This is a genomic window from Pseudonocardia sp., from assembly GCF_025965585.1.
Taxonomy (GTDB): Bacteria; Actinomycetota; Actinomycetes; order Mycobacteriales; family Pseudonocardiaceae; genus Pseudonocardia.
Window position 1 is genome coordinate 1 of sequence record NZ_JAOPWR010000055.1, and the last position, 22,895, is coordinate 22,895.

General features: G+C 72.0%; 23 protein-coding genes. 11 read left to right on the forward strand and 12 right to left on the reverse strand.

The annotated features are described in order from the left end of the window. The 3 genes from JWR81_RS03280 to JWR81_RS03290 form a co-directional block, all read right to left on the reverse strand. Positions 1-919: ABC transporter ATP-binding protein (locus tag JWR81_RS03280; RefSeq protein ID WP_297646414.1), on the reverse strand; the 919-nt coding region annotated here is incomplete at its 3' end. Further along, positions 916-2,475, reverse strand: coding sequence for an iron ABC transporter permease (locus tag JWR81_RS03285; protein ID WP_297646415.1), 1,560 nt, complete (start codon positions 2,473-2,475; stop codon positions 916-918). The genes JWR81_RS03285 and JWR81_RS03280, both read right to left, overlap by 4 nt. Next, entirely contained in the window at positions 2,472-3,494 is a 1,023-nt protein-coding gene (locus JWR81_RS03290; protein WP_297646417.1) for an iron ABC transporter substrate-binding protein, read from the reverse strand. Before JWR81_RS03290 ends, JWR81_RS03285 begins: the two co-directional genes overlap by 4 nt. A 152-nt stretch (positions 3,495-3,646) precedes the next feature. Here JWR81_RS03290 and JWR81_RS03295 point away from each other — a divergent pair, with 152 nt between their 5' ends. Both JWR81_RS03295 and JWR81_RS03300 read left to right on the forward strand, forming a co-directional pair. Continuing rightward, on the forward strand, positions 3,647-6,298 hold the full coding sequence (locus JWR81_RS03295) for an AMP-binding protein (protein ID WP_297646419.1): 2,652 nt from the start codon (positions 3,647-3,649) through the stop codon (positions 6,296-6,298). 68 nt (positions 6,299-6,366) lie between these two features. Next, positions 6,367-7,143 carry a FadR/GntR family transcriptional regulator gene (locus JWR81_RS03300; RefSeq protein WP_297646421.1) on the forward strand — a complete coding sequence of 259 codons (777 nt, stop codon included), beginning with the start codon at positions 6,367-6,369 and terminating at the stop codon, positions 7,141-7,143. Positions 7,144-7,153: 10 nt separating this feature from the next. On the opposite strand, the gene JWR81_RS03305 is transcribed toward JWR81_RS03300, so the two are convergent. The 3 genes from JWR81_RS03305 to JWR81_RS03315 are packed head-to-tail and all read right to left on the reverse strand — an operon-like array spanning position 7,154 to position 9,992. Next, complete coding sequence (locus tag JWR81_RS03305) at positions 7,154-8,176, reverse strand: amidohydrolase family protein (protein ID WP_297646423.1); 1,023 nt, start codon at positions 8,174-8,176, stop codon at positions 7,154-7,156. Then, positions 8,173-8,874 (reverse strand): 4-carboxy-4-hydroxy-2-oxoadipate aldolase/oxaloacetate decarboxylase, encoded by a 702-nt coding sequence (locus tag JWR81_RS03310; protein ID WP_297646425.1) that lies wholly within the window; start codon positions 8,872-8,874, stop codon positions 8,173-8,175. Before JWR81_RS03310 ends, JWR81_RS03305 begins: the two co-directional genes overlap by 4 nt. Next, positions 8,871-9,992 (reverse strand): alcohol dehydrogenase catalytic domain-containing protein, encoded by a 1,122-nt coding sequence (locus JWR81_RS03315; RefSeq protein ID WP_297646427.1) that lies wholly within the window; start codon positions 9,990-9,992, stop codon positions 8,871-8,873. Before JWR81_RS03315 ends, JWR81_RS03310 begins: the two co-directional genes overlap by 4 nt. An 85-nt stretch (positions 9,993-10,077) precedes the next feature. Here JWR81_RS03315 and JWR81_RS03320 point away from each other — a divergent pair, with 85 nt between their 5' ends. Both JWR81_RS03320 and JWR81_RS03325 read left to right on the forward strand, forming a co-directional pair. Then, positions 10,078-11,025, forward strand: coding sequence for a hypothetical protein (locus JWR81_RS03320; RefSeq protein WP_297646429.1), 948 nt, complete (start codon positions 10,078-10,080; stop codon positions 11,023-11,025). Positions 11,026-11,040: 15 nt separating this feature from the next. Next, positions 11,041-11,511 (forward strand): RpiB/LacA/LacB family sugar-phosphate isomerase, encoded by a 471-nt coding sequence (locus tag JWR81_RS03325; protein WP_297646431.1) that lies wholly within the window; start codon positions 11,041-11,043, stop codon positions 11,509-11,511. Here JWR81_RS03325 and JWR81_RS03330 read toward each other — a convergent pair. From JWR81_RS03330 to JWR81_RS03355, 6 genes are all read right to left on the reverse strand, one after another. After that, entirely contained in the window at positions 11,477-12,385 is a 909-nt protein-coding gene (locus JWR81_RS03330; protein ID WP_297646433.1) for an alpha/beta hydrolase, read from the reverse strand. The two genes, JWR81_RS03325 and JWR81_RS03330, sit on opposite strands and share 35 nt — an antisense overlap. Before the next feature lie 11 nt (positions 12,386-12,396). Continuing rightward, complete coding sequence (locus tag JWR81_RS03335; protein ID WP_297646435.1) at positions 12,397-13,218, reverse strand: 3-methyl-2-oxobutanoate hydroxymethyltransferase; 822 nt, start codon at positions 13,216-13,218, stop codon at positions 12,397-12,399. A 25-nt stretch (positions 13,219-13,243) separates the two neighbouring features. Further along, on the reverse strand, positions 13,244-13,753 hold the full coding sequence (locus JWR81_RS03340) for a hypothetical protein (RefSeq protein ID WP_297646437.1): 510 nt from the start codon (positions 13,751-13,753) through the stop codon (positions 13,244-13,246). Between the two features lie 29 nt (positions 13,754-13,782). Beyond that, positions 13,783-15,069: an aromatic ring-hydroxylating dioxygenase subunit alpha gene (locus JWR81_RS03345; RefSeq protein ID WP_297646439.1), complete on the reverse strand. Its 1,287-nt coding sequence runs from the start codon at positions 15,067-15,069 to the stop codon at positions 13,783-13,785. 112 nt (positions 15,070-15,181) lie between these two features. Next, the gene (locus tag JWR81_RS03350; protein ID WP_297646441.1) at positions 15,182-16,435 is read right to left on the reverse strand and encodes an FAD-dependent oxidoreductase; all 1,254 of its coding nucleotides are present in this window, start codon (positions 16,433-16,435) and stop codon (positions 15,182-15,184) included. Beyond that, entirely contained in the window at positions 16,432-16,758 is a 327-nt protein-coding gene (locus JWR81_RS03355; protein ID WP_297646443.1) for a 2Fe-2S iron-sulfur cluster-binding protein, read from the reverse strand. Before JWR81_RS03355 ends, JWR81_RS03350 begins: the two co-directional genes overlap by 4 nt. Positions 16,759-16,856: 98 nt before the next feature. On the opposite strand from JWR81_RS03355, the gene JWR81_RS03360 reads away from it, so the two are divergent. The 7 genes from JWR81_RS03360 to JWR81_RS03390 all read left to right on the forward strand — a co-directional run bounded on the left by JWR81_RS03360 (position 16,857) and on the right by JWR81_RS03390 (position 22,849). Further along, positions 16,857-17,621, forward strand: a complete 765-nt coding sequence (locus tag JWR81_RS03360) for a 2,3-bisphosphoglycerate-dependent phosphoglycerate mutase (protein WP_297646444.1) — start codon at positions 16,857-16,859, stop codon at positions 17,619-17,621. 77 nt (positions 17,622-17,698) lie between these two features. Continuing rightward, entirely contained in the window at positions 17,699-18,601 is a 903-nt protein-coding gene (locus tag JWR81_RS03365; protein WP_297646445.1) for an ABC transporter ATP-binding protein, read from the forward strand. Further along, positions 18,601-19,425 carry an ABC transporter permease gene (locus JWR81_RS03370; protein WP_297646447.1) on the forward strand — a complete coding sequence of 275 codons (825 nt, stop codon included), beginning with the start codon at positions 18,601-18,603 and terminating at the stop codon, positions 19,423-19,425. Before JWR81_RS03365 ends, JWR81_RS03370 begins: the two co-directional genes overlap by 1 nt. 92 nt (positions 19,426-19,517) lie before the next feature. Beyond that, positions 19,518-20,501 carry an ABC transporter substrate-binding protein gene (locus JWR81_RS03375; RefSeq protein ID WP_297646449.1) on the forward strand — a complete coding sequence of 328 codons (984 nt, stop codon included), beginning with the start codon at positions 19,518-19,520 and terminating at the stop codon, positions 20,499-20,501. Positions 20,502-20,554: 53 nt separating this feature from the next. Then, the gene (locus JWR81_RS03380; RefSeq protein ID WP_297646456.1) at positions 20,555-21,628 is read left to right on the forward strand and encodes a cupin domain-containing protein; all 1,074 of its coding nucleotides are present in this window, start codon (positions 20,555-20,557) and stop codon (positions 21,626-21,628) included. A 5-nt stretch (positions 21,629-21,633) separates the two neighbouring features. Continuing rightward, positions 21,634-22,515, forward strand: a complete 882-nt coding sequence (locus JWR81_RS03385; protein WP_297646458.1) for an AAA family ATPase — start codon at positions 21,634-21,636, stop codon at positions 22,513-22,515. A gap of 202 nt (positions 22,516-22,717) precedes the next feature. Then, positions 22,718-22,849, forward strand: a complete 132-nt coding sequence (locus JWR81_RS03390; RefSeq protein WP_297646459.1) for a hypothetical protein — start codon at positions 22,718-22,720, stop codon at positions 22,847-22,849. Positions 22,850-22,895 lie beyond the last annotated feature (46 nt).

Genomic DNA, 22,895 nt, shown 5'->3' on the forward strand with positions numbered 1-22,895 from the left:
CGAGCACGCGTGCCGTGACCGCGTCGGGTCCGCCGTCGATGGCGATCTGCTCGGGCCGGATCATCACCGTCACCGGGCCGTCCGTGGTCGACCTGTCGATCCCCAGGGCGCCGAGAGCGCAGTGCGCGAGCCCGGACCGGGCGACGGCGGGAAGGAGGACGACGTCCCCGACGAACGCGGCCACGTCCCTGTCGACCGGGCGCCGGTAGAGGTCCGTCGGAGGCGCCTGTTGCACGATCCTGCCCTCACGCATCACGGCGACGTCGGTGGCCAGCGACAGGGCTTCGGCCTGGTCGTGCGTGACGAGGACGGTGGTGGTCCCGGACGCGGCGAGCGCGGTGGCCACGGCACGCCGGGTGCTCTCGCGGAGCTCGGCGTCGAGGGCGGAGAAGGGCTCGTCGAGCAGCACGAGCCCGGGACCGGGTGCCAGCGCGCGGGCGAGGGCGACCCGTTGCTGCTGGCCACCGGACAGCTCGTGGGGATAGCGGCCGCCGTAGCCGTGGCCGAGGCCGACGAGGTCGAGCAGCTCGGCGACCCTGGGCGATGCCCGCCGGGCACGGCGGGGGAGCCCGAAGGCGATGTTGCCGGCCACGGTGAGATGGGGGAACAGGTTGCCGTCCTGGGTGACGTAGCCGATCCGGCGGTCCTCCGGTGGGACCGCCCGTTGCGCGGCGGCGACCTCGTGGCCGTCGATGGTGATGGTCCCGGCGTCGGGGCGGTCGAAGCCGGCGATCAGCCGCAGCAACGTCGTCTTGCCGCACCCGGAACGGCCGAGCACAGCGGTGAGCGATCCGGCCGGAACGGCGAGATCGATGCCGTGCAGCACCTCGACCGCGCCGTAGGCCTTGCGGATGCCGGCGACGCGCAGCCCGTCGGCCCGGACCTCGCTGTGGTCGGGGCGGGTGGTGGTCCGGGTCATGCCGGCATCAGCTCCGTACGGGACTGGCGGCTCAGCAGCCAGGCGGCCGGTGCCGAGATGACGATCATGAGAAGGGCGTAGGGGGCGGCTGCCCCGTAGGCCAGGCTGGAGCTGTTGGACCAGAACTCGGTGGCGAGGGTGTCCGTGCCGATCGGCGAGAGCAGCAGTGTCGCCGTCAGCTCGGTGACGACCGCGAGGAACACCAGTGCGGCGCCCGCCCCGAGCCCGCGGGCCACCATCGGCAGCGTGACCCTCCACATCACTCCGGCCGGCCGGGCCCCGAGTGACCGCGCCGAGTCGTCCAGCTCGGGTGGGATCTGGGCCAGAGCCGCCCGCAGGCTCACCATCGCCCTGGGCATGAACAGCACCGCGTAGGCGGCGACGAGCAGGAGCGTGGTCTGGTACACCGGCGGCAGGTAGCCGATCGCGAGCGTCACCAGCGCCAGCGCGACGACGATGCCGGGCAACGATCCCGCGATGTAGGTGCTGCGCTCGAGCACCCTGCTCACCCTGCCGGGATGGCGCACCGACAGCCAGGCGACGGGCACCGCGAGCAGGCACGTCGCCGCGGCCCCGGTCACCCCGAGGCCGATCGAGGTCAGCGCCGTGGTCGCGAGCAGGCCGAGCGGGAACGCCGTCGAGGTGCCCACGATCAGCCAGTGCGCGAGGCTGCCCAGCGGCACGGCCAGCGCGAGCCCGGCCAGCGCCGCCATCCCGAGGAGCGCTACCGGCGCGGTCGCACCCAGCCGGTGCGGCACGGCGGCGCGTGCGGCACCGGCGCCGACCCGTGCGAGTCTCGCCCGGCCCGCCAGCCTCAGCTCCCCGACGAGCAGCAGCAGGCAGCCCACCACGAGGACCCCGGCGAGCATCGTTGACGCCGGCCCGTTGAACGTCGACTGGAACTGGTCGTAGATCGCCGTGGTGAAGGTCGGGAACCGCAAGGCCTGCAAGGCGCCGAACTCGGCCAGCAGATGCAACCCGACCAGCAGCACGCCGCCCAGCAGCGCCGGGCGCAGCTGCGGCACGACCACGCGGCCGAACGTCAGCCACGGCCCGTTGCCCAGGGCCCGTGACGTCTCCTCGAACGCCGGGTCCATCCCGCGCAGCACGGCGGCCACGGGCAGGTAGACCAGCGGGAAGTAGGACATCGTGGTGATCAGTACCGCTCCGCCGAAACCCTCCACGGCCGAGGTGACCGACACCCACCCGTAGCTGTTGACGAACGCGGGCACGGCCAGCGGTGCGGCCATGAGGCCCGTCCACATGCCGCGGAAGGGCAGGGTCGTGCGTTCCACCAGCCAGGCCGCACCGGTGCCGAGCACCGCGCAGGCGAGGCAACCGGTCACCGTCAGGGCGACGGTGTTGCGCAGCAGCTCCGCCACCCGCGGGCGCAGCAGCAGGTCCGCGGCCTGCGACGGGCCCTCCGCGACCACGTACACCAGAACGTATGCCAGCGGTACCAGGGTCAGTGCGGTCACGGCCGCCGCCGCGGCGAGCCGGGCGGGTGGGTAGGGCCGCCGCAGCGTCGCGGGCGGCCGAGCACCCGCCCTGGTCATATCAGGCCGACCTGCTGCATCTCCGCGATCACCTTCGGCCCGTTCAGGGTGTTGAGATCGACATCGGGGGGTTGGAGCTCGGAGAACGGTTTGAGCTTCGGGTTGGGCGGCACCCCGTCACCGACGGGGTACTCGAGCGCGTCGGTGTCGGCGAGGATCTGCTGGCCGGCGCGGCTGCTCATGTAGGCGACGAACCGCTGCGCCTCGGCCGCGTGCCTGCTCGACTTCAGCACGCCGGCGCCGGACACGGAGACGAACGCGCCTGCGTCCTTCTGGTTGAAGAACTCCAGCTCGGCGTTCTTGCTGTCGGCGCCGGACTCTGCGCGGTCCTTGTACCAGTAGTAGTGGTAGATCACCCCGGCCGGAACCTCGCCCTTGTCGACCGCGGCCAGGATCGTCACGTTGTTGCGGTAGATCCGCGCGTTCTGCTTGAGCCCGGCGAGCCACTGCTCGGCCGCGGCGTCGCCGTTCACGGCGAACACCGCACTGGCGATGGCCTGGAAGTCGGCGCCACCCGCGGCGATCCCGATCCGGTCCTTCCACCGGGGCCCGGACAGGTCCAGGATCGACTTCGGCAGCTGGTCGGCGCTCACCAGCGACGGGTTGTAGACCACGACCGTCGAGCGGGCCGCGATGCCGACCCAGTCGCCGGATCCCGAGCTGTACTTGGTCGGTACCTGCGCGAGCGTGGCGGGGTCGAGCGGCGTGAGCGCCCCCTTGCTCGACAGCAGGGACAGGGCCGGGGAGTTCTCGGTCATGAACACGTCCGCGGGCGAGGCGTCGCCCTCGGCGAGGATCTGGTTGGCCATGTCGAAGTCGCCGCCCTGCCGGACCTGGACCTGGATCCCGGTCTCCTTCGTGAAGCCGTCGATCCACGCCTGGGCCAGGTCCGCGTGTTGTGCGTTGTACAGCGTGAGCGTGGGGCCCGACGAGCCACATGCGGCCATCGATGCCGCCAGCGCGACCGCGGCGACGATCAGGACGAGGGGGTTGCGCTGCACACCACGCCTGCGCCACATGTGCGTCCTCCTGTAGTTGAGCCGGCAACCGGCGAACAAGTTAGCATGACCTCACCGTTGCTGAGGCTGCCTTACAAGGTTCGTTTACGTCTCAACGACGTCACCGTTTCGCCGGATTGATGTAGCTGAGCCTCGCCTCATCTACTGTGAGCATGGCCAAACCAGCGCAGACGATGTCGCGCGTCGATGCGTTCGACGCCTTCGGCGAGCGCCTGGCCGTGGTGGGGCCGGACGGCACCGAGATCAGCTATCGCGGGCTGGGTGAACGGGTGGAGGACATGCAGGCCCGGCTGGGCGCCACGAGGCGGCTGGTGCTGGTCGCGGCGTCCAACGACGTGGACTCGCTGGTGACCTATCTGGCGGCGACCGGCGCCGGCCATCCCGTGCTGCTCGCGTCGGCGCAGGACGAACGCCGGGTCGCCGCACTGGTCGATGCGTACGACCCCGACGTCCTGGTGTCGCGCGTCGGGGGATCCTGGCTGGTGGACGAGCGCCGGGCGCATCCCCGGCACGCGCTGCATCCCGATCTCGCCCTGATGCTCTCGACGTCGGGGTCGACCGGCTCGCCCAAGCTGGTCCGGCTCTCGGCCGCCAACCTCGCCGCCAACGCCGCCGCCATCGCCGACTACCTCGACATCCGCGACAGCGACCGCGCCGCGGTGTCCCTGCCCCTGCACTACTGCTACGGCCTCTCGCTCGTCAACAGCAACCTGCTGCGCGGCGCCGCGTTGCTGCTGTCCGACCGGTCGGTGACCGAGCCGCAGTTCTGGAGGACCTTCCGCGAGCACGGCGGGACGAGTCTGCACGGGGTGCCCTACACCTTCGAGCTGCTCGACCAGGTCGGCTTCCCCGACATGCGGCTGCCCGACCTGCGGTACGTCACCCAGGCCGGTGGACGCCTCGCGCCGCACGTCGTGCGCCGCTACGCGCAGCTGGGTGAGCGACGCGGCTGGCAGTTGTTCGTCATGTACGGCCAGACCGAGGCCACTGCCCGGATGGCCTACCTGCCGCCGGCCCTGGCCGCGGCGCACCCGTCCGCCATCGGCGTCCCGATCGCCGGCGGCTCGTTCGAGATCGACGGCTCCGGCGACCGCGACGAGGGCGACCTGATCTTCCGTGGACCCGGCGTCATGCTGGGCTACGCCGAGAACCGGACCGATCTCGCCGCCGGGCGCACCGTCGATCACCTCCGCACCGGGGACATCGCGCGTCGCCGGGCCGACGGACTGTACGAGATCGTCGGACGGAGCAGCCGGTTCATCAAGCCGTTCGGCCTGCGGATCGACCTGGACCACGTCGAGCGCATCCTCGACGACGAGGGCATCCCGGCGGCGTGCACCGGCACCGACGAGGAGCTGGTCGTCGCCGCGGTGCGCCCGGCCACGGACCGTATTCGCGGGCTCCTGGCCGATCGGCTGATGGTGCCGTCCGGCCGGATCCGCGTCGTCCCCGTCCCGGAGCTGCCCCGCGGCGAGAACGGCAAGATCGACCACCCGGCGGTCGAGGCCCTCGCCCGGCGCCCCGATGTCCGGGTCCCGTCACGGCTGCGCATCGCGCGCCCGCCGCAGCACCGCTCGGTGTACGACGCGTTCGCCACCGTCTTCCCCGGCGAAAAGCTGCGCCCGGACGCGACGTTCGCGGGCCTGGGTGGCGACTCCCTGACCTACGTGCAGATGACCGTGGCGCTACAGAGCCACGTGGGCGAGCTGCCGCCCGACTGGCCGGTCACGCCGATCGAGCAGCTGTGTCGCCTGGAGCCGCGCCGGCGGTACTGGCCGCTGCTGGAGACCGGGGTGGTGCTGCGGGCCGTCGCGATCGTGCTGGTGGTGGGCACGCACATCGGGCTCTTCGACGTCGTCGGCGGCGCACACCTGCTGCTCGGTATCGCCGGATGGGCCTTCGCCCGGTTCGTCCTGACCGACCGGGCGACCACCACGCCGAGCCGGGCGATCGTGCGCAGCGCGGCCAGGACGGCCGTCCCCACCGCCCTGTGGATCAGCTGGCGAGCCCTCGTCGAGAGCGACGTCCATCTCCACAACGCGCTGTTGATCAACTCTGTCGTCGACCCGCACGCCTGGGGTTACTGGTTCGTCGAGACCCTGGTCCAGACGCTGCTGATCCTCGCCGTGATCTTCGCGATCCCGGCCGTCCGGCGGCTGGAGCGCGCGCATCCGTTCGGCTTCGCGGTCGCCGTGATGGTGTGCGCACTGCCGGGCAGGCTGTTCACCGACGCGGGCAACGAGTTCTCCGACCGGGTCATGAGCACCCACCTGGTGCTGTGGCTGTTCGCCCTGGGCTGGGTCGTCCACCGCGCGACGACGCTGAACCGACGGGTGCTCGCCGCGGCGCTCGTCGTGCTGCTGGTGCCCGGCTTCTTCGCGGACCCGGTGCGCAACCTCGTGGTCACCGCCGGGCTGCTGCTCCTGCTGCTCGTTGCGGGCATCCCGCTTCCGCGGATCGCCCACCGCCCGGTCGGGGCGGTCGCGGCCGCCTCACTGGCGATCTACCTGACGCACTACGCCGTCTACCCCGAACTGCTCCTCCGCCACGTCCCGGCCCTGCCCGCAGTCCTCGCCTGCCTGGCCGTGGGCCTCGGTGCGCAGTACTGCGTCACGACGGCGGTCCGCACCGGGCGCGTGGCCTGGCGGTCCCGTTCCACCCGGATCCGGGACATGGCGACGACCGGCTCGTGTCCGCGGGCCACCGAGCACCTGACGAGGGCATCCCGTCCTGTCCCACGCCCCGGCAGGGCCGGGCCTGGTGACGCAGGGTGGGTGGCCGATCACGATCCGATGCCCCAATAATCAGCCGATCGGCGGTCGTGGCGGGAGTCGCGAACCCTTCGCGGGGCATTTGGCCTTATCATCAGTCCATGAGGTCACAGCCCGACGCCGGCCAGTCGGCATCCACCGACCGCTCCGACATGTTCAGTCGCGTGAACGCAGGGCGCGTGTCGAACCTGATCGTGGACCAGATCCGGTTGTTGATCAGGGACGGCCAGCTCACGGCAGGCGACCGGCTGCCGTCCGAGCGCGAGCTCGGCGAGCGGTTCGGCGTGAGCCGGGTGACCGTCCGAGAGGCGCTGCGCGGTCTCGAGGCCAACGGCCTCGTCGCCATCCGCGTGGGTGCCCGGGGCGGCGCGTTCGTCACCGCCCCGACCAGCGCACAGGTCGGGGAGGGGATCTCCGACATGCTGACGTTCTCGGTGGTCGAGCCCGCCGACGTGACGGAGGCGCGGCAGATCCTCGAGATCGGCCTCGTCCCGCTGGTGTGCCGGCGCGCCGACGAGCAGGACATCGCGGACCTCCTGGAGATCTGCGACCGCGCGGAGGCGTCGATCGAGTCGGCCGACACCTACCCGGTGTCGCTGTCGGCCGAGTTCCACGTCCGCGTGGCGAAGGCCAGTCACAACCCGGCGATCGAGATGCTCGCGCAGTCCTTCCACGGGCCGGTGCTCGCGTCCCTGGCCCGGGCGCAGGAGGAGGACCCCAAGGTCGGCATCGTCGGCACGGCCGAGCACCGCGAGTTCGTCCTCGCGGTGCAGCGCCGGGACGTCGAGGCGGCCACGGCCGTGATGACCACGCACCTCGCCAGGACCGCCGAGCGTCTGGGCGCGCACCCGGGGGAGTCCGCGGCCGTCCCGACCTGACCGCCGGCCGCTACCGCCCGGCGGCCGCGAGCCGCGCGTCGAGCCGGGGGTAGACGCGGCGCGTGTTCAGCTCGAACACCTTCCGGCGGTCGGCCTCGTCCAGGTCCAGCGCGTCGACGTAGCGCTTCGTGTCGTCCCAGGAGTGGCCTGTCGCCGGGTCGGTGCCGCGAACCGCGCCGAGCATCTCCGAGGCGAACAGGATGTTGTCCGCTCCGGCGATCTCGTGCAGCAGGCGGACGCCCGGCGCGTGGTAGACGCAGGTGTCGAAGAAGACGTTGCCCATCAGGTGCTCGGCGACCGGCGGCCGGCCGAGTCGCACGGCGAGGCCCCGGTAGCGACCCCAGTGGTAGGGGACCGCGCCGCCGCCGTGCGGGATCACGAGCCGCAGGGTGGGGAACCGCGCGAAGAGGTCGCCCTCCAGGAGCTGCATGAACACGGCGGTGTCGGCGGCCAGGTAGTGCGAGCCCAGCGTGTGCGAGTTCGGGCTGCAGGACGCCGAGACGTGCACCATCGCCGGCACGTCGAGCTCGACCATCGCCTCGTAGAGCGGGTACCAGTGCTCGTCGGTCAGCGGCGGGTCGCTCCAGCGGCCGCCCGATGGGTCCGGGTTGAGGTTCGTGCCGACGAAGCCGAGCTCCTCGACACAGCGCCGCAGTTCGGCCACACAGCCGTCGAGCCGTCCCCCCGGCGTCTGGGGGAGCTGGCAGACGCCGGCGAAGTTCTCCGGGAACAGCCGGACGACCTGGTGGACCAGGTCGTTGCAGCTGAGCGCCCAGGCCACCGCGGTCGCGGGGTCCGCGACGTGGTGCCCCATGGCCGAGGCCTGCGGGGAGAACAGCATCAGGTCGCCGCCGCGCTCCCGCAGCACCTTGAGCTGGTTGTTCTCGATAGCGTCGCGCACCGCGTCGTCGCCGGCGGCGACGGGGGTGGGCTCGGGCAGCCCCGGGTCGGACAGCCGGGCGAGCTGGGCCGTGCGGAAGTCGGTGTGGCTCACCGGCGACGTGGTGAAGTGGCCGTGACAGTCGATGATCATCTCTGCTGGTCCTCCGGCGCGTGGTCGACGTAGCGCAGGCCCTTGGCGGCGAGCCGGTCGCGCATGCCCTGGATGTCGAGGCCGAGCTCGCCGGCGCGGTAGCGCTCGCGGGACACGGCCTCCTTCCCCTCGCGGGCGGCGGACGCGGCGGCCACCGCGGCGGCCTCCTCGCGGGGCACCACCACCACGCCGTCGTCGTCGGCGACGACGACGTCACCGGGGTGCACCAGCCCTCCGGCGCACGCGAGCGGCACGTTGACGCTGCCGAGCGTCTCCTTGACCGTCCCGAACGCCGAGACGCACCGCGACCACACCGGGAAGCGCATCGCCGTCAGCTCGGCGACGTCGCGACAGCCCGCGTCGATGACCAGCCCGCGGACCCCGCGGGCCGCGAGCGCGGTGGCGAGCAGCTCGCCGAAGTAGCCGGCGTCGGACCGGGTGGTGGGGGAGACGACGAGGACGTCGCCGTCGCGGCACTGCTCGACGGCCACGTGCAGCATCCAGTTGTCGCCCGGCGGCACGCTGACCGTCACGGCGGTGCCGGCGACGTGCGCGCCCGGATAGATCGGGCGCAGGCGCGGCGCGAGCAGGCCGGTGCGGCCCTGGGCCTCGTGCACCGTGGCTACCCCGAACCGCTCCAGCTCCTTCACCGCGTCCGCGTCCGCCCGCGGTGGGTTCCGGACGACGACCGGCGTCATCGGTCACCGCCCGACCACGGCAGCAGCGAGACGTGCACGACGTCCTCCTCGACCTCGCCGCCGACGGCCCGGATCGCCCGGTCCACCTCGTCGAGCCCGAACGTGTGGGTGCCGAGGCGCTCCAACGGGAAGCGCCCGGACGCGAGCTGCGTGAGGGCCAGCTCGCACGCCCGGTAGCTGTGCCCGCGGGCGCTGCGCATCGTGATCGCCTTCTCGGTGAGCTTCTTCATCGGGAAGTCGGGGAACGCGGCGAGCTCGCCCTGGACGACCATCGTCCCCTCGCGGCGCTTGAGCGCGTCGATGCCCAGCAGCACGGGGGCGACCCCGGCACCTGCGGTGCAGTCCAGGACGACGTCGACGCCCTTGCCCCGGGTCACGTCCCTGACGACGGTCAGCGGGTCCTCCTGGCGGACGTCGACGACGTGGTCGGCGCCGAGGTCGCGGGCCAGTGCCAGGCGGGCGGCGTCGCGGGTCGTGCCGGTGACGATGATCGTGGAGGCGCCGGCCTGCTTGCAGGCGACCACCTGGGAGAGCCCCTGCTGACCGGGACCCTGGATCAGCACCGTGGAGTCGTACCCGACGCCGGCGGCGAACAGCGCCCACTCGATGCCGTTGGACAGCGGCGTCACGAGGCCGGCCAGCTCGGCGGACACGCCGTCGGGCACCTTGTGCAGCACCGCGTTCCACGGCAGGTACATGTACTGCGCGAAGCCGCCCCAGAGCTGGAACGGGTTCTCGGCGGAGGTGTAGCCGTAGCGGCGGGCCTCCGGGTTGGTCCGCCAGTCGGTGTTCTCGCAGTGCCGGTACTCGCCCTGGTGGCACCACTCGCAGTGGAAGCAGCCCACGTAGTGCTCGACGAAGACCCGGTCGCCGTCGACGAGGCCGTGCCGCCGGGTGAAGGCGGGCCCCGCGTGCGCGATCGTGCCGACGTTCTCGTGACCCATGATCACCGGCTCCGGGAACGGGGGTTTCGCGTACATCTTCACGTCGGTGCCGCAGATCCCGGCCACCTCGACCTTGAGCAGCGCTCCGTCGTCGGGGACGTGCGGCATCGCGAAGCTGCGCACCTCCGTCGTCCCCGGCGCGGTCCGCACGGCCGCCAGCACGTCCTCAGCCATCCTCAGGCCCTCCTTGGTCTTATGGTCTGCTGTCTTACCATATGCTAGGTTCGCCGAGCCAGAGACGAGAGCGGAGGGCCAACCGATGCCGGAACTGCACCTGAGCACCGTCACCAGGAGCCAGGGCAACAACGCGGCCCTGAAGGACGGCACGGTCCGACCGCGCGGCGCGGTGCTGGACGTCGTCGAGGTCCCGGTGCTCGTGCACGCGTTCCGCCGGATGGTGCGAGACCTCGAGTTCGACGTCTCCGAGATGGCCTTCACCACCTACCTCGTGGCCAAGGCGCACGGCGCCCGGTTCACGGCGCTGCCCACGTTCCTGGTCCGCGGGTTCCACCACGGCGCGATCCGGGTCAACACCGGCGCGGAGGTGCGCGAGCCACGAAACCTGGAGGGCCGCGAGGTCGGGGTCAACCGCGGCTACACGGTGACCACCGGGGTCTGGGCACGCGGGATCCTCGCCGAGGAGTACGGGGTGGACCTCGACCGGGTCACCTGGGTGCTGTCGGGCGACGAGCACGTCCGCGAGTACCGGCCCCCGGCCAACGTCGTGCCCGTGCCCGACGGGGACGACCTCGGGGACATGCTGACCTCCGGGCGGATCGCCGCGGCCGTCGGCGTCGACGTCGAGCACCCGGACGTGGCGCCGCTCATCCCGGACGCGCGTGCCGCGGGCCTGCGCGCCCTGCAGCGCGACGGCGTCTTCCCGATCAACCACCTCGTCGTCGTCCGCGACGACGTGCTCGAGGCCCATCCGGACCTGGCGCCCGACCTGTTCGCCGCGTTCGCCGAGTCGAAGAACCGGTACGTCGAGCGGCTGCGGGCGGGCGAGGTGACGGACCCGACCGCCACCGACCGGATGTACGCCCAGGTCATGGAGACCACCGGTGCGGACCCGCTGCCCTACGGCATCGAACCCAACCGCGCCACGATCGAGCGGCTGCTCGACCACGCCGCCGCGCAGAAGATCCTCGACCGCAGGCCGGACGTCGACGCCCTGTTCGCCAAGGGCACGCACGACCTGACCGCCTGAGCCGGAGGCCGCAGGATGAAGATCGCAGCCAGGAAGATCGCCATCGTCGCCGACCACAACGCCGTGCCCCTGAAGGCACGCCTGGCGGCCTGGCTGGCCGACCGCGGTCACGAGGTCGACGACCGCGGGGTCCACGACGACACGCAGGTCGCCGACTACCCCTACCTCTGCGCCGACGTCGGCGCGCAGGTCGTCGGCGGCCAGGCCGAACTGGGCGTCGTGCTGGGCGGCAGCGGGAGCGGCGAGCAGATGGCGTGCAACAAGGTCCGCGGAGTGCGGGCGGCGCTGTGCCACTGCACGTTCACCGCCGAGATCGCCCGTGCCCACAACGACGCCAACGTCCTCGTCATGGGGGCGAAGGTGGTGGCCCCGGACCTGGCCGAGCGGATCCTCACGACCTGGCTGGCCACCGCGTTCAAGGGCGGGCGTCACCAGGCCCGGGTGGAGCAGATCATGGCCCTGGAGCGGGGCGAGCCGCTGCGCTGAGCCCGTCTGGGCTGAGCCCGTCTGCGCTGCGTCCGTCGAGGAACCGCAGCACGCGCTCGGGGGCGGTCTCCGCGGTCTGCTCCGTCACCGGGACGTCCCAGTACTCGGAGCCGGCGAGGCACTCGTGGAGGAATCGGGCCGCCGACGTCGCGTGCGACGCGTCCTGGCCCGGCACCACCAGCGCGGGGACGTCCAGCAGGAGCAGGTCCTCTGGCTCGGGACCGGGCACCGAGTCGCGGTCGAACATCGTGCGGGCGAGCCCCGCGAGCACCACCTGGTAGCGCTCGGCGTCGTGCGCCGCATAGCTCGCCGCGAAGTCGGGGTCCGTGCGGATCACGGACGCCCACGGCCCGACGCACGGATCCTCGCTGAACCCGGCCTGCGAGTTCTTCACCCGGTCGACCACCTGCGCGAGCCCGTGCTCCGCGACGAACGTGGCGTGGCGGGCGAAGCGGGCGTGCTGGGTCAGCCGGTAGCGGGCGCCGCCGGCGGGGGAGTACAGCACCATGCCCACGACGGCCTCGGGGTAGGCCACGGCGAACGTCGCCGCCACCGAGCAGCCCACGCACCCGCCGAGCAGGTGGGCCCGCTCGATGCCCAGGTGAGCGAGCAGGCCCTTGCCCTGCGCCGCGTAGTCCGCCCAGGTGATCCGCTCGACGCGGCCACCGGAGGAGCCGGACTCGCGCCGGTCGAACGCGATGCACGTGTAGCGCTCGGCGAGCCTGTGGACCAGCGAGGTCCGCCGGTAGACGCCGTGCGTGGCCCAGTTGTCCAGGGTGGCGTTGAACCCGCCGGGGGACAGGAGCAGCAGGGGAGGACCCGTGCCGCTCACCTCGTACCGCGTCACGAGCCCGTCGATCGTGGTGGTGGGCACGGTGGGACCTCTCAGGTCGTCGGGATGCCGCCGCGGATCTGCTTTCCGGCGCGGACGTCAGCGGCGTAGGCGGCGATCGCGTCGTGGCTGATCCGGGCCACGTTGGCGTAGGTGTCCGGCGGGTCGTCGAGCCCGGACGCGGCGTAGCCGATCGCGGCGTTCGCCATGCGGATCCGGCCGTCGAGCCACGGCCCGCCGCCGAAGCCGCCCAGGACCGGGATCGACACCGCCCGTGCCACCGCGGGCCCGACCACGGGCCCGGAGTTGGTGAAGTTGAGCAGCGACGCGCCGGCAGCCTCGAGGCCCTTCGCCTCGGCGACGAGGTCGTCGGTCATCTCGGCGGGCACCTCGCTGCCCCGGCCCGGCGTCGTGCTGTAGGTGACGCCGTAGCGCAGGGCGGTCTGCGGGGTGATCCCGAACTGTGCGAAGACGGGGATGCCGGCGCGGTGCACGGCCGTGACGGCCTCGGGGAAGTCGGCGGCGCCGTCCAGCTTGACCAGGTCGACGCCGCCCTCCTTGACGAGCCGGATCGCGGCGCGGACGGCGCTGTCGGGGCCCTCCTGCAGCGGCCCGAACGGGAAGTCGCACGACACCAGCGCGCGCTTCACGCCCCGCCGCACGGCCTGGCAGACCACCAGGATCTGGTCCATCGTGATCTCGAGCGGGTTGGGCTGCCCCCACAGGTTGACCCCGACGGTGTCGCCGACGGAGACGATGTCCACGCCGGCGCGGTCGACGATGCGCGCCATCTGGTAGTCCCAGGCGACCACGCCGACGATCTTGCGACCGTCGTGCTTCATCGCCTGCAACCCGGGCAGGGTCACCTTCTCCATGCGTTCCTCCGTGGTGGGGCGGGCCTCAGGCGCGCAGCGCGCTGAGGACCTCGGCGACGTCCTGCTCGTCCCGCGTGACGAGCAGGACCTGGGCGTGCGGGCGCAGCGCCGTGACGGTGTCCGCCACGTCGTGCTGCTCGCCGAGCACCAGGCCCGCGGTCATGACGCCGCGGCGCGCGCAGGCCCGGCCGATGACGGCCGCGGCCGGTGCGCTGCCGTTGGTGGTGGCGACCATGACGGCGACGTCGGCCTCGCCGAGCTCGTCGGCCAGCGTCGCCGCCGTGCCGTCGGTCCGGTGCAGGGCCATGTCGGCGGGCGGGCCGCCCCCGTTCACGGGTGGGGACTGGGCTTCATGGGACTGCGCTTCATGGGACTGCGCGACGAGCGTGAAGAAGCGGGCGGCGTTCCAGCTCTCGCGGGCGAGCCGGCGCACGAGGGTGGCGGCGCCGTCGTCCAGTGCGACCACCCTCGTGCCGCGCCTGCCCTCGACCGGCGCGTCGATGCGGAAGCGCGCCTCGGCCGCGCTCGTCGCCACGGCACAGCTGCTCTGCAGGATCGGGCGCATCAGACCGACGCGTGCGGCTTGCCCGGGGCCGCCGTCAGCGCCTCACGGCTCGAGTCGATGAACGACTCGTCCCGGGGCAGGACGACCGCGGCCGAGCGAACCTGCTGGTGGGTGGGGTCCACGCCGGGCGGCACGGTGCCCGCGTCGCGCAGCGCGAGCGCGGCCTTCCGCAGCTTCTGCCGGGCCTTGATGATGCCCGCGTCGGCGGAGACGAGCCGCTCCTTGGCGCGGTTCACGATCGGGCCCATGCTCTCCTGCAGCGAGGAGTCCTGGATCGCGATGCCCTTGACGCCGGAGAAGTGCTCGCCGCGGCGCTGGGCGTCGCGGTCCATCAGGTAGTCGTTGTCCTTGTTGGCCACCGGCCGGTAGGTGCCGGGGATGTTGGCGCTGTGCACGCCGTGCCCGGCCTTCATCGCGTCCACCTCGGCGGTGGTCAGCGGCCGCGTGGGGTGGTAGTCGAACGAGTAGGCCCAGCAGTTCTCGTCGTCGATCGGCACCCACCAGTGCCCGTGCACCGGGTGGTCGCCGCGCGGGGGCACCAGGGTGAAGCTGGGCATGACCCACGGGGTGATGCGCCAGTAGTAGGTGTCCTCCTCGGCGTTGCGCCGCGCCCCGACGAACAGGCCGCCGTCCGCGTCCGCCACTTCGAAGAACGGCCGGAAGTCGGCCATGTTGTACTCGTTGCCCTTGGAGCCCTTGAACAGCGGATCCGACTTCAGACCGCCCGCGTGCAGCCACGAGACGTGGCTGGAGTCGATGCCGCCCTCGAACGCCTGCAGCCAGTTGCACTCCTGCCAGCGCTTCGACGTGTAGTTCTGCTCCGCCGCGACGTGCGCGAACTCGAACTCCGGCAGCGGCGGCCGGTTCTCCGGGTCGCCCATGTGCGTCCACAGCACGTCGCCGATCTTGACGAGCGGGTAGGACCGCAGCTTCACGTGTGCGCAGAAGTTGCTGTTCTCCGGCTCGGACGGCACCTCGACCGCCTGACCGGTGACGTCGAACTTCCAGCCGTGGTAGGCGCAGCGCAGCCCGGACTCCTCGTTGCGGCCGAACCACAGCGAGACCCCGCGGTGCGCGCAGAACTCGTCGATCAGGCCGTAGCGGCCCTCGCTGTCCCGGAAGGCGATCATGCGCTCGGAGAGCAACTTGACCCGGACCTGGGGACAGTCGTTCTCGGGCAGTTCCTCGGCGAGCAGAGCCGGCAGCCAGTACTGCCGGAACATCTCGCCCATCGGTGTGCCCGGCCCGGTCTGCGTCAGAAGTTCGTTGATCTCCTGCTTGAGCACCGTCGGCCTCCTTTCGCTTGCTGCATCTCGAGGTGGTCCGGTGGCCGGTGGGCTCCGTGACCGCGACAGTAGGACAGTAAGACCATTGGACCTATGCGTCCAGTCGGTCCACTCATCGGAGCGTGGGCCGCGGTGCGAGCAGCTCCTTGAGGGATCGGTCGGGACGACGCGCATCCTCGGCCGCGATCGCGACGCCCGTGGCCAGCGCCTTCCGCACCGTGAGGTAGTCGGCAGGCACGTTCACCGCGTCGACCGCCAGCAGGGAGCCGTCGCGGTAGTAGAGGACCGAGAAGCGCTCGGTCGCCGGGTCGCCGCGGACGACGACCTCGTCGTGGCCGGCCGCGAGGCCGGCGATCTGGAGCTTGAGGTCGAACTGGTCGGACCAGAACCACGGAACCTCGGCGGCGGGAGGGGGTCGGCCCGCGAGCGTCGCGGCGGCGGCCCGGGCCTGCCTCACCGCGTTCTGCACCGACTCCAGCCGGACCCGCCCCTCGCTCGTCAGCGGGTGGGGCGCCACGGTGCAGTCCCCGGCGGCGACCACGCCGTCCCGGCTGGTGCGGGCGTATCGGTCGACGACGATGCCGCCGTCGCAGGCGAGCCCGATCGCCTCGGCGAGCTCGGTGCGGGGCACGATGCCGATCCCCACGAGCACGAGGTCGGCCGGGAGCCGGGTGCCGTCGTCCAGGACGACGCCCCGGACCCGCCCGCCCTCGCCGGACAGGGCCCGCACCGCTGCACCCAGCCGGACGACCGTGCCCCGGCGTTCGTGGGCCCGCCGGTAGAACTCGGAGACCACCGGGGCCACCGAGCGGGGGATCAGCCGGTCCGCCGCCTCGACGACGGTCACCACCCGCCCCTGCGCGCGGGCGACGGCCGCGGCCTCCAGCCCGATGAACCCGCCTCCGACGACCACCACGGCCGACGCCGACGCGAGGTCGCGACGGATGCGGGCGGCGTCCTCGACGTCGCGCAGATGGTGGACCCCGTCGAGGTCGGTCCCCGGAACGGCGAGGCGGCGGGGCCGGGCGCCGACGGTCAGGGCCAGCCGGTCGAAGCCCAGCGTGCGCCCCCGGCCGGTGGTCGCGGTGCCCGACGCCGATGGGCTTGCCGCGAGCGTCAGTGTCTCCACCCGCTCGCCCGCGACGACGTCGATCCCGCGCTCGGCGTAGAAGTCCGGTGTGCGGAAGGCGAGCGAGGTGTCGTCCGCCGTGCCGAGCAGGAACGCCTTCGACAGCGGCGGCCGCTGGTAGGGCGGCCTGGACTCGGCGCCGACCAGCGTGATCGGCTCCCGGTCACCGCCCTCGCGCAGGGACACCGCCAGCTGGACGCCGGCCTGGCTCGCGCCGACGATCAGCGTGCCGCTCACGGCTGGTCCGGCGGGATCTCGAGGGCCAGGCCGTCCAGCTCCTCGGTGACGGTGATCTGGCAGGACAGCCGGCTGCCCGGCCGCCGCTCGGTGACCGCGAGGTCCAGCAGGTCCTCCTCGAGCTCGTCCTCGGGCGGGCCGACGAGCGGGACGAAGTCCTCGCGGACCCAGACGTGACAGGTCGCGCAGCTCATGTTGCCCCCGCACTCGGCGACGACACCCGTGATCCCGTTCTGGGTGGCGGCCACCATCACGGAGTCGCCCGTGCGGGCGTCGACACCGGTCTCGGTGCCATCGGCGGACAGGAACACAACCTTCGGCACGTCGGCCTCTCTCTCGTCCGGGGTGGGCGGTGACTATTGGTATGACATCATACCGCTGCGCTGATGGCCAGTGCGCAGTCGGAATCGAGGAGGGGCCGATGGAGTCGAACCCGTCCGGCCGGACGCTGGTCCTGCTCCGGCACGGGCACAGCGCGGCCAACGGGGCCGATACGGTGAGCGGCTGGCTGGACGTGCCGCTGAGCCGGCGCGGGTACCGGGAGGCGGCGCGCGCCGGGGTGCTGCTGGCCGAGCACGGTTGCCGGCCGGACTTCGTGCACACCTCCGTGCTGACGCGCGCGGTCCGCACGGCGGACCTCGCGCTGGCGGAGCTGGGCCCGCCGGGCCCACCGGTCAGGCGGAGCTGGCGGCTCAACGAGCGCCACTACGGCGCGCTGCAGGGACGGACCCGGGACGCCCTGCGCGCCGAGTACGGGGCCGAGCAGTACGCGCTCTGGCGCCGCTCCTACCGCCAGGCGCCGCCCCCGCTGCCGGTCGAGAGCCCGGACGACCCGCGCCTCGACCACCGCTACGCCGCCCTGCCGGTGGCGGAGCTGCCACGCACCGAGTCCCTGGCCGACGTCCGGACCCGGCTGGTCCCGTACTGGGACGACGCGATCGCCCCCGACCTGCGCGCCGGCCGGACGACGCTGGTGGTGGCGCACGGCAACTCCCTGCGGGCGCTGTGCATGCACCTGGACGCCCTCACCGAGGGCCAGGTCGCCCTGCTGGAGATCCCCACCGGCGTGCCCCTCCGCTACGACCTCGACGCCGACCTGCGCCCCGTGGTGCCCGGAGGTGCGTACCTCGACCCGGTCGCCGGGGTCGGAGCGCTCGACGTCCACAGTCAGGACGGTGCCCGGTGACGGGTCTTCGAGCGGTGTCCGCAGATCGATGGCCTGATCCTTGCATTGGTATGTTGTTAGACCGTACGCTCCCGGCCATGCTGCGGAAACAGACCCTGGAAGGGGCTCAGCCGGTCCGGGGGTCCTCCGATCCCGCCGGCAGCCCGTCGGTCGCGGACACTCCCGCCGAGGCGTCGCGCACCGCCCACCTCTCGGCTCGCAACGTCCGGATCGAGTACCGGGCGCCCAGCGAGAGCGCCTCGGACGTCACACTGGCGGTCGACAACGCGAACCTCGAGCTCCAGCGCAGCGACTTCGTCTGCGTCGTCGGGCCGTCCGGCTGCGGCAAGACCACCTTCCTCAACGCCGTTGCCGGCTTCCTCCCGATTCACGGCGGCAGCCTCGAGCTCGACGGCCGCGACATCCCCGGCCCCGGCCCGGATCGCGCGATGGTCTTCCAGCAGGCCAGCCTGCTCCCGTGGCGCAAGGTGATCGACAACGTCACCTACGGCCTCGAGCTCGGCCGCACCACGAAGAAGAAGCAGGCGCGCGAGCGCGCCCGGGACCTGCTCGACCTCGTCGGCCTGTCCGGGTTCGCCGACCGGTACCCGGCCCAGCTGTCGGGCGGTATGCAGCAGCGGGTCAACCTGGCGCGGGCGCTGGCCGTCGACCCCGCGCTGCTCCTGCTCGACGAGCCGTTCGCGTCGATCGACGCCCAGACGCGCGAGACCATGCAGGCCGAGCTGCTGCGGGTGTGCGCGGCGCGCGACGTCACGGCGCTGTTCGTCACCCACGACATCACCGAGGCCGCCTTCCTGGCCGACCGGGTCTGCGTGTTCAGCCCTCGGCCCGGTCACATCGTCCGCGAGGTCGTCGTGCCCTTCGAGCGCCCGCGTGACCAGCGGCTGCGTCGATCCCCGGAGTTCCTCGCCCTGGTGGACGAGATCGCCGAGACCCTGTACGGCGGCAGCGACCCGACGGCCGGAGAGGTGATCCACTGATGGCCACCGCGATGGAGACCAGGCCGCCCGCGGCCCCGGTGCCGAGCCGCCGGGCCCGCCCGCGGCGGCGGCTGCACCCGAAGTACTTCTACGGCACCCTCTCCGTCGTCGTGGTGCTGGCCCTCTGGCAGCTGGTGGCGGCCATGCGCATCAAGCCCGCGATCGTGCTGCCCGGGCCGTTCGACGTCGCCAAGGCGTTCGGCCAGCTGTTCAGCGCCGACGCCATCTGGACGGACCTGGCCACCAGCGGCAAGGAACTGATCTACGGGCTGATCCTCGCCACGGTCATCGGGCTGCCGCTGGGGCTCCTGGTCGGGTGGTACACGCGGCTGTCCTACCTGCTGAACCCGCTGATCACGTTCCTCTACGCCACGCCCCGCATCGCCCTCACCCCGCTGCTGATCATCTGGCTCGGGATCGGCGACAGCTCCAAGATCGCGATCGTCTTCCTCATGGCGGTCTTCCCGATCCTGATCAACGCGGCGAGCGGCGTGCAGAACCTCGATCCCGCGGTGCTGCGGGTCGCGAGCTGCTTCGGTGCCGGCCACCTGCAGATCTTCCGGACGATCGCGCTGCCCGGATCCGTGCCCTTCATCGTCAGCGGCCTGCGGCTGGCGGTCGGCCAGGCGCTCATCGGCGTCTTCGTGGCCGAGCTCAGCGGGGCCACCCACGGCGTCGGGATGCTCATGAACACCGCGGGCCAGCAGTTCCAGACGTCGGTCGTGTTCGCCGGCCTGTTCATCTTCGCGATCACCGGTGTCGTGCTCACCGGCCTGCTGCGGCGGGTGGAGCAGCACTACGCCGCGTGGCGCCCCCAGAACTGACGCGTCCCAGAACCGACCCCGTCCCAGAACGACCCCGTCCCAGAACAACCCCGTCACCGACGGGCAACGCCCCCACCACGAGGAGATCGACGATGAAGTCGGGTACAGCACGGAGGAGGATCGCCGCGGCGCTCATCGCCACCGCGACGGCCGTGGCGGCCACCGCCTGCGGGGGTGGCGGCTCGGGGGGCGCCGCCGCCGACAACACGATCACGGTGAGCTTCAGCCAGGTCGTCGCCGACGAGCTGCCGCTGTGGATCGCCGACGAGGCCGGCCTGTTCAAGGCCCAGGGTCTCGACGTCAAGCTCGTCAGCCTGAGCAGCTCCGACGGTTTCCCGGCGCTGATCTCCGGCCAGACCCAGCTCGCCTCGATCGGAGCCTCGGAGATGGTCTCCGGTGCGGCCTCGGGTGGTGAGGTGAGCTACCTCGCCACCCTCACGCCGGTCTTCCCCTACGAGCTCTTCGCCAAGGTGAGCGATCCGCAGCAGCTCAAGGGCAAGCGCATCGGCGTGACGTCCACCAGTGGCTCGCTCTACATCGCCACGCTCGAGGCCCTCAAGCAGGTGGGCCTCTCGCCGACCGACGTGCAGCTGACGCCGCTGGGGTCGGTCACCGCCGTCAACAACGCGCTGGTGGCCGGGACGATCGACGCCGCGCTCTCCCACCCGCCGGCGACCACCCAGATCGAGGCCGCGGGCTTCCGCCCGCTCGTCGACCTCGCGAAGCAGAACATCCCGACCTCGAACGTCGGTATCGCCGCGACGAACGACTACGTGAAGAGCCACGGCGACCAGATCCGCCGGTTCATGACCGCGCTCCAGCAGGCCATGAAGCGGGAGAAGTCCGACGAGGCCTACTCCACGAAGGTGCTCTCGGCGCACCTGAAGGTCACCGATCCGCAGTCCCTGCACGAGACCTGGGAGTACTACACCAAGGAGGTGCTCCCGGACGTCCCCACTCCTACCGTCGAGCAGCTCCAGACCTCGGTCGACCAGCTGGCCCCGACCAACCCGGCCGTGAAGAACCTCGACCTCTCCACCCTCGTGAACGCGTCGTTCCTGACCGCCGCGAGCTGACCCGCTCGCGACAGGACCAGACCCGATCCCACCCCCAGAAAGGTTCGTCGACCGTGACGACAGCTTCGCGCACCACCACCGAGGTGACGCACTACCACATCCAGAAGAAGCGGCGGGCCGCCTTCGTGGAGGAGTGGCGCTCGTTCCAGAAGACCGTCATGGCGCTCGCCGACGTCGAGATGGTGGAGACCGCACGCGGCACCCGGGTGGGCGTCTACTGCGGGGAGGACGGCGACCGCCCGACCCGCACGATGGACGCCCTCGCCCACGAGCTCGACCAGGGCGTCGTCTCGACGATCCACCGGCACTCCTGGGACGCGATGGTCTTCGTCGTCGCTGGGTGGGGCTGGACCGAGATCGACGGTGAGCGGATCGAGTGGGGGCCGGGGGACTCGCTGCACCTGCCGGCGTGGTCCTGGCACCGTTCCGGCAACGACAACGCGGAGACGTCGCGCTACATGACCTTCTCCAGCGAGCCGATGCTGGCCACGATGGGCATGTCGGTGCTGGAGGACAAGGGCCACGCCCCGTTCGCCGAGCTGCCCGGACGGCCCGAGTTCTCCCCGGCGGTCGACGGCGCGGATCCCTACGCCCGGCGCACGAGGCGCCTGGCCAAGGAGACGGCCAAGCGCCGCAGCGGCCGCCTGCACACCAGCTGGTCGGAGCTCGAGCTGCTACCCACCCCGCGCGGCACCCGCACGACGTTCCTGCTCGACCGGGCCATCGGCTACGAGGCCTCGGGTATCACCATGGCCATGTTCGAGATCGGCCCGAACCGCGGGCAGTCCATGCACCGCCACCCCGGCGAGGCGTGGCTCTACGTGGTGGAGGGCGAGGGCCACAGCTACCTCGGCGAGGAGCCCGAGGGCGGCACGAACCACCCGTGGAAGAAGGGCGACCTGATCGTCGTCGACCACTTCCTGTGGCACCAGCACTTCAACGACTCGCCGGACAAGACGGCCAAGGTCGTCCGCATCCACATGTTCGACAGCCTGCTCGAGACCATGCGCGTGCTGATGGACCCCAAGGTGCTGTTCGAGGAGCCGCCGGAGGCGGTCCGCGACGCCCAGGCGGGCAACTACCACGAGATCGTGTGGCCGGAGATCGTCCGGCCCACCTGGCCGTGAGCCCGGTGACCGCCCCTGCGCACCTGCCTCCCGGCCTGCTGTCGGTCCACGCGCTGCCGTCGGACCACCACGACGGTCCCTGGGACCACATCCTCGTGCCGCCGGGCACCAAGGAGCGGCTGCTCAACCAGACGCTGCTGCGGCTGCGGCACGGCCGTGCGCTGGCCCATCTCCCGGGGCTGCCGCACGGCCTGATCGTCCTGGCAGGGCCGCCCGGCACCGGCAAGACGACGCTGGCGAGGGGGCTTGCGCAGGCGGCGGCGCGCGCCCTCGCCCCGGTCGGGGCGACGACGTACATCGAGATCGACCCACATGCCTTCCCGAGCGAGATGCTGGGGGAGAGCCAGCGCAACATCACCCGGCTGATGACCGACACACTGCCGGAGTTCGCCGCCCGCCGGCCGCACACCGTGGTGCTCATCGACGAGGTCGAGAGCTTCGCGGTGCGCCGGTCGACGGCGTCGTTCGGCAGCAACCCGGTGGACGTCCACCGCGCGACCGACGCCGTGCTGGCCGGTATCGACTTCCTGGCGGAGTCCCATCCGCGGATCGTGTTCGTCGCGACGACGAACTTCCCGGACGCGGTGGACGAGGCGTTCCTGTCCCGGGCGGACCTGGTGCTGAACCTGGACCTCCCGGACGAGACGACGATCGCGGCGATCCTGCAACGCACGCTGGCCGAGCTGGCCGGTATCTGGCCGGGCGTCCGCGGCCTGGCGGCTGACGACGCTCTGCACCGCAAGCTCGCCGGGCGCTGCGCGGGGTGGGACGGGCGCCGGCTGCGCAAGCTGGTGCTCACCGCGATGGCCCAGCGGCGGGAGGTCGCCCTGGACCCTGATCTGCTGGAGGCCGGGGACCTGCTCGCGGCGGCCGACGCGAGCGACTGAGCCTCGTGGCTCCGCGCGGTCTGCCTGCGCCCGGACGGGGTGCTGGGCCACGGGCACGGCACCACGCTGGTGGTCTGCAGTTCCGTGCGCCGACGACCCAGCGCTCGCCCACCTCTACCACAGCAAGAAGGACCGGATCTTCGTCCGAGCGATCCAGGGGGAGTACGGCCTCGATGACGAACTGCGCCGGCTGACGAAGCCGATGTACCTGTTCATGAACATGCTCTTCCAGAAGCAGGTCGAGCCCCGGGACACCACGCCGACCCCGGAGGGCGAGGGCTTCGTGGCCCGCGAGCAGGAGACCGACCACAACCACCCGCCGGAGGGGTACTGAGATGGCCTGGGACGAGGCCGGCAGCTGGGTGGCCGGCGACGAGAAC

Coding starts and splice junctions, on each gene's coding strand:
- JWR81_RS03285 (WP_297646415.1), bottom strand. CDS start 2,475: ATGACCAGGGCGGGTGCTCGGCCGCCCGCGACGCTGCGGCGGCCCTAC.
- JWR81_RS03290 (WP_297646417.1), bottom strand. CDS start 3,494: ATGTGGCGCAGGCGTGGTGTGCAGCGCAACCCCCTCGTCCTGATCGTC.
- JWR81_RS03295 (WP_297646419.1), top strand. CDS start 3,647: ATGGCCAAACCAGCGCAGACGATGTCGCGCGTCGATGCGTTCGACGCC.
- JWR81_RS03300 (WP_297646421.1), top strand. CDS start 6,367: ATGAGGTCACAGCCCGACGCCGGCCAGTCGGCATCCACCGACCGCTCC.
- JWR81_RS03305 (WP_297646423.1), bottom strand. CDS start 8,176: ATGATCATCGACTGTCACGGCCACTTCACCACGTCGCCGGTGAGCCAC.
- JWR81_RS03310 (WP_297646425.1), bottom strand. CDS start 8,874: ATGACGCCGGTCGTCGTCCGGAACCCACCGCGGGCGGACGCGGACGCG.
- JWR81_RS03315 (WP_297646427.1), bottom strand. CDS start 9,992: ATGGCTGAGGACGTGCTGGCGGCCGTGCGGACCGCGCCGGGGACGACG.
- JWR81_RS03320 (WP_297646429.1), top strand. CDS start 10,078: ATGCCGGAACTGCACCTGAGCACCGTCACCAGGAGCCAGGGCAACAAC.
- JWR81_RS03325 (WP_297646431.1), top strand. CDS start 11,041: ATGAAGATCGCAGCCAGGAAGATCGCCATCGTCGCCGACCACAACGCC.
- JWR81_RS03335 (WP_297646435.1), bottom strand. CDS start 13,218: ATGGAGAAGGTGACCCTGCCCGGGTTGCAGGCGATGAAGCACGACGGT.
- JWR81_RS03360 (WP_297646444.1), top strand. CDS start 16,857: ATGGAGTCGAACCCGTCCGGCCGGACGCTGGTCCTGCTCCGGCACGGG.
- JWR81_RS03365 (WP_297646445.1), top strand. CDS start 17,699: ATGCTGCGGAAACAGACCCTGGAAGGGGCTCAGCCGGTCCGGGGGTCC.
- JWR81_RS03370 (WP_297646447.1), top strand. CDS start 18,601: ATGGCCACCGCGATGGAGACCAGGCCGCCCGCGGCCCCGGTGCCGAGC.
- JWR81_RS03375 (WP_297646449.1), top strand. CDS start 19,518: ATGAAGTCGGGTACAGCACGGAGGAGGATCGCCGCGGCGCTCATCGCC.
- JWR81_RS03390 (WP_297646459.1), top strand. CDS start 22,718: ATGTACCTGTTCATGAACATGCTCTTCCAGAAGCAGGTCGAGCCCCGG.